Here is a 556-nt window from a genome sequence, read left to right as displayed (position 1 = left end):
GATTTATTGAGCAAGTGCTTCAGCAAGACAAGAATCACAAACACTGGGGTTCATACTGCTAACGGGTCTGGGGTTTACTCGTAGATCCAGTCTTGTGCACAGCTCTTGTACGACACCAGCTCCTCAGGCTTGAACCACAAGCTGATCTCTTTATTAGCACTGTCCACAGAGTCACTGCCGTGGATGATGTTCCTGCCCACTTCAATGCAGAAGTCTCCTCTGATGGTGCCAGGCTTGGAGTCTGCAGGATTGGTCTCTCCCAGCATCACTCTTCCAGTCTTCACCACATTCAGACCCTCCCACACCATCGCAGCCACCGGCCCGGAGCTCATGTACTTGACCAGACCGGGGTAGAAGGGACGGTCCTTCAGGTCGATGTAGTGCTGCTTCAGCAGGTCCTCAGACGCCTGGAGGAACTTCATGGCCACGAGTCTGAAGCCCTTCTGCTCGAAGCGCTTGACGATGTCTCCGATCAGGCCTCTCTGGACGCCGTCCGGCTTGATGGCGATGAAGGTGCGCTCGGTTCTGGCAGCCATTGTTGAGTGAGACGGAGCAG

1 protein-coding gene is annotated in these 556 nt (G+C 55.0%); it reads right to left on the bottom strand.

Annotation, left to right across the window (positions count from 1 at the left end; all coding sequences use genetic code 11):
* Positions 1–74 precede the first annotated feature (74 nt).
* Positions 75–556, bottom strand: a 482-nt coding sequence (gene ndk, locus DK870_RS29225) for a nucleoside-diphosphate kinase (RefSeq protein ID WP_372241755.1), incomplete at its 5' end; no start/stop codon positions are given.

The organism is Pseudomonas sp. Q1 (assembly GCF_009935975.1).
In the GTDB taxonomy this organism is placed as follows: Bacteria; Pseudomonadota; Gammaproteobacteria; order Pseudomonadales; family Pseudomonadaceae; genus Aquipseudomonas; species Aquipseudomonas palleroniana.
This window is presented reverse-complemented; position numbering and strand designations above follow the sequence as displayed.